The organism is Burkholderia sp. AU4i, assembly GCF_000466765.1.
In the GTDB taxonomy this organism is placed as follows: domain Bacteria; phylum Pseudomonadota; class Gammaproteobacteria; order Burkholderiales; family Burkholderiaceae; genus Burkholderia; species Burkholderia cepacia.
This window is the reverse complement of sequence record NZ_ASSI01000315.1, coordinates 1-4,081: the sequence shown is the minus strand read 5'-3', so window position 1 is coordinate 4,081 and position 4,081 is coordinate 1. Positions and strand designations below refer to the sequence as shown.

Here is a 4,081-nt window from a genome sequence, read left to right as displayed (position 1 = left end):
CATTCGCGGCCGCGTCGGGCGCCACGCCGTTCGCGGTGCTGCTCGCCGCGCTCGATGCGCTGCTCGCGCGCGCGACGGGCGATGCGCGGATCTGCGTCGGCGTGCCGGCCGCGAACCGCGAACGCGCGGAAGTCGCCGGCCTGATCGGCTTCTTCGTCAACACGCTGGCGATCGACGTCGACGTGCCCGCGCACGGCGATTTCTCGTCGCTGGTCGCGCGCACGCAGCGTGCGCTCGTCGACGCGCAGATGCATCAGGACGTGCCGTTCGAGCAGGTGGTCGACGCGCTCGGCGTGCCGCGCAGCGCGAGCCACCATCCGCTGTTCCAGGTGATGGCCGCATACGGCGAGCGTCGTGCGTTGCCGGCGCTCGGCGCGGCGTCTGCCGCGTTGCTGCCGTCCGGTACGCCTTCCGCGAAATTCGACCTGACGCTGTCGGTCGAGGCGACGCCGGACGGCACGTTCGACGCCGCGTTCATCTACGCGCTCGACCTGTTCGATGCGGATGCGATCGAACGGCTGGCCGCGCGCTTCGTCACGCTGCTCGCCGATGCGCTCGCGCGCCCCGACATGCCGGTCGGCGATCTCGACTGGCTGCCCGCCGCCGAGCGCGCGCAGCTCCTTGCATGGAACGCGCCGGCCGGCGCGACCGATGCCGAGCCGTTCGTGCCCGTGCATGCACGCATCGCCGCGCATGCCCATGCACGGCCCGACGCGCGTGGTGTCGCCGATATCGATCGTGCGTTCACGCGCGGCGAAGTCGATGCGCGCGCGGCCCGGCTGGCGCGCCATCTGGTGGCGGCCGGCGTACGACCGGAAATGCGGGTCGGCGTCGCGCTGCAGCGCTCGGTCGACCTGCTCGTCGCGCTGATCGCGGTATTGAAGTCGGGCGCCGCGTTCGTGCCGCTCGATCCGGCTCATCCGCGCGAACGGCTCGCGCAGATCGTCGGCGACGCGAACATCGCGCACGTGCTGACCGACGGCGCGAGCGCCGCGTCGCTGCCCGAGCTGCCGGCGCTGCGCGTGTGGCGCGCCGACGAAGTCGCTGCGCTCGACGAAGCGGCGCACGTCGTGCTGCCGGACGTGCTGCCCGGGCATGCGGCTTATGCGATCTACACGTCGGGCTCGACCGGCAAGCCGAAGGGCGTGATCGTCGACCATGCATCGTTCGCGCTGCATTGCGCGGCGATCGCCGAGCGCTACGGCGCGGGCGAGCAGGACGTGTTCCTGCTGTTCCAGTCGGTCAACTTCGACGGTGCGCATGAAGGCTGGTTCTCGCAATACATGTCGGGTGCCGCCGTGTCGGTGACGGCCGACGTGCTGTGGCCGCCCGCGCAGACCTGCGCGATGATGGTCCGCGACGGCGTGACGATGACCTACGTGCCGCCCGGCTGCGCCGCGCAGCTTGCCGAATGGGCGCTCGCGCACGGCGCGCCGCCGACACTGCGGTCGCTGACCGTCGGCGGCGAGGCGACGTCGCGCGAGGCATTCGCGATGCTGCGCCGCGCGCTGCCGAACGTGCGCGTGGTCAACGGCTACGGGCCGACCGAGACGGTCATCACGCCGACGCTGTGGATGTTCCGGCCCGGCGACGATCTCGCGAAGCTCGGCGACGCCGCGTACCTGCCGATCGGTACGCTGGTCGGCGCACGCACCGCGCACGTGCTCGACGAGCGGCTGCATCCGCTGCCGGTCGGCGTGATCGGCGAACTGTACCTGGGCGGCGAGGGGATCGGCGTCGCGCGCGGCTATCTCGACCGCCCGGCGCTGACGGCCGAGCGTTTCGTGCCCGATCCGTACGGCGCGCCGGGCGCGCGGCTGTACCGCACGGGCGACCTCGTGCGGCGTCGCGCGGACGGCGTGTTCGACTTCATCGGCCGTGTCGACCACCAGGTGAAGCTGCGCGGGCTGCGCATCGAGCTCGGCGAGATCGAGGCGCAGCTTGCCGCGCACGACGCGGTGCGTGAAGCATGTGCGGTCGTGCACGGGCAGGGCGCACTTGCGCAGCTCGTTGCATACGTCGAGCTGACCGCCGACGCACGGGCGGCCGCGCAGCCGGTCGAAGCCGCGACGCTCGACGCACACCTGCGCCGCACGCTGCCCGATTACATGGTGCCCGCGCAGCTGATCGTGCTCGACGCGCTGCCGCGCAATGCGAACAGCAAGGTCGATCGCGCACGGCTGCCGGCGCCCGTGCGCGTCGAACGCGCATACGAAGCGCCGCAGGACGGCGACGAAGCCGCGCTCGCGGCGATCTGGTGCGACGTGCTGAATCTCGAGCGTGTGGGCCGGGGCGATCACTTCTTCGATCTCGGCGGCCATTCGCTCGCCGCCGTGCGCGTCGCGACGCGCGTGGCCGAACGGCTCGGCCGCGACGTGCCGGTGCGCGCGCTGTTCGAAGCGCCGGTGCTCGCGCAGTACGCGCGTCAGGTGGCCGATGCGCCGCGTGCCGCGCATGCGGGTGCCGCGGCGCCGGGCGTTGCGGTGGCGCAACCGGACGCCCACGGCGTGTGGCCGCTGTCGCCGGCGCAGCTCGGGCTGTGGTTCCTGTGGCGCGCGCAGCCGGACAGCGCCGCGTACAACATTCCGGTCGCGCTGCGGGTGCGCGGCCCGCTGGACGTCGATGCGCTGCGTGCGGCCTTCTCGGATGTCGCGGCCGTGCATCCGGCGCTGCGCGCGCGGCTCGTGGCGCGTGACGGCGCGCTGCCGGGCCAGCGGATCGACGCGGACGTTTCCGTCGAACTGCCGGTGATCGACCTGTCGGCGCAAGCCGATGTGCTTGCCCGCGCGGCGGCGCTGACCGACGAGGATGCGCTCGCGCCGTTCGACCTCGCGGCCGATGCGCCGCTGTGGCGCGCTCGGGTGCTGCGGCTCGGCGCGGACGATCACGTGCTGTCGCTGACGATTCATCACATCGTGTCGGATGGCGAATCGATCGAGCTGTGGCTCGACGCGGTTCGCGCGCGCTATGTCGCCCGCGTGCAGGGCGGTGCCGTGGCGGCCGGGGAGATCGTCCGGCCGATCGCCCGGCCGCTCGTGCTGCCCGCGCCGTCCCATCCGGCCCGCGTCGCTTACTGGCGCGATGCGCTGGCCGACCTGCCGGCGCGCCTGCTGCCGCAACGCGCCAACGCGCCGGCCGTGCCGCAATGGCGCGCGGCCCGCATCGCGTTCGAATTCGACGGCGCGTTGATCCGCGCCGCGCGCGATACGGCGTCGGCCGCGCACGCGACGCTGCCGATGCTGCTGCACGCGGCGCTCAACACCGCCTTGTTCCGCGCGACGGGTGCGGCCGACCAGCCGGTCGGCGTGCTCGCGTCGACGCGCGAGCTGACGGGCGACGCGGCCCGCGAGGCGCTCGGCCTCTTCATCAATTCGGTCGTGGTGCGCACGCGGATCGACCCGGCCGCGCGTCGCGCGGACGTGCTGGCACAGGTGCGCGACACGGCACTCGCGGCCTATGCGCACGCCGACGTGCCGTTCGCGGACGTCGTCGCGGCGCTGCGCGCGCCGCGTGCCGCGCAGGCCAATCCGCTGTTCCAGGTGATGTTCAACTACCTGCGCCCGACCGGTGCCGCCGCGCGCGACTGGGCCGGCCTGTCGCTGGCCGGGTTCGACGATGTGCGCCATCGCGTCGTGTTCACGCTGGAGCTGGACGTCGTCGAGCATCCGGACGGGCGCGTGAGCGCCGCGTTCTCGTATGCGGACGAACTGCTCGACCGCAGCTTCGTCGACGTGCTCGTCGACATTTACCACGACGAAGTCGCGCGCTTCGCCGGCGCGTCGGAAGCCGCCCTCGGCGCGCCCGACACGCATGCCGTTGCGCAAGCGTCGCCGCGCGCGCACGCGAAAGGCGACGCACGCACGGCAACGTCGTCACGCGCACCGCACGCGGCAGCCGCGCTCGCGGCGCTGTGGTCCGACACGTTCGCGACGGCCGCGCCCGAGCCCGATGCCGACCTGTTCGAAGCGGGCGCGACGTCGTTCGACGTCGTGCGCTTCGTCGACGCGGCCAGCCGCGCCGGTCACGCGCTGACGGTCGCCGACCTGTTCGCGTCGCCGACCTTCGCCGCACTCGGCGCGCG

At 73.1% G+C, this 4,081-nt stretch carries 1 protein-coding gene; it reads left to right on the top strand.

Annotated features, from left to right (window positions below):
- Positions 1 to 4,081, top strand: a 4,081-nt coding sequence (locus L810_RS41465) for a non-ribosomal peptide synthetase (RefSeq protein WP_042978292.1), incomplete at both ends; no start/stop codon positions are given.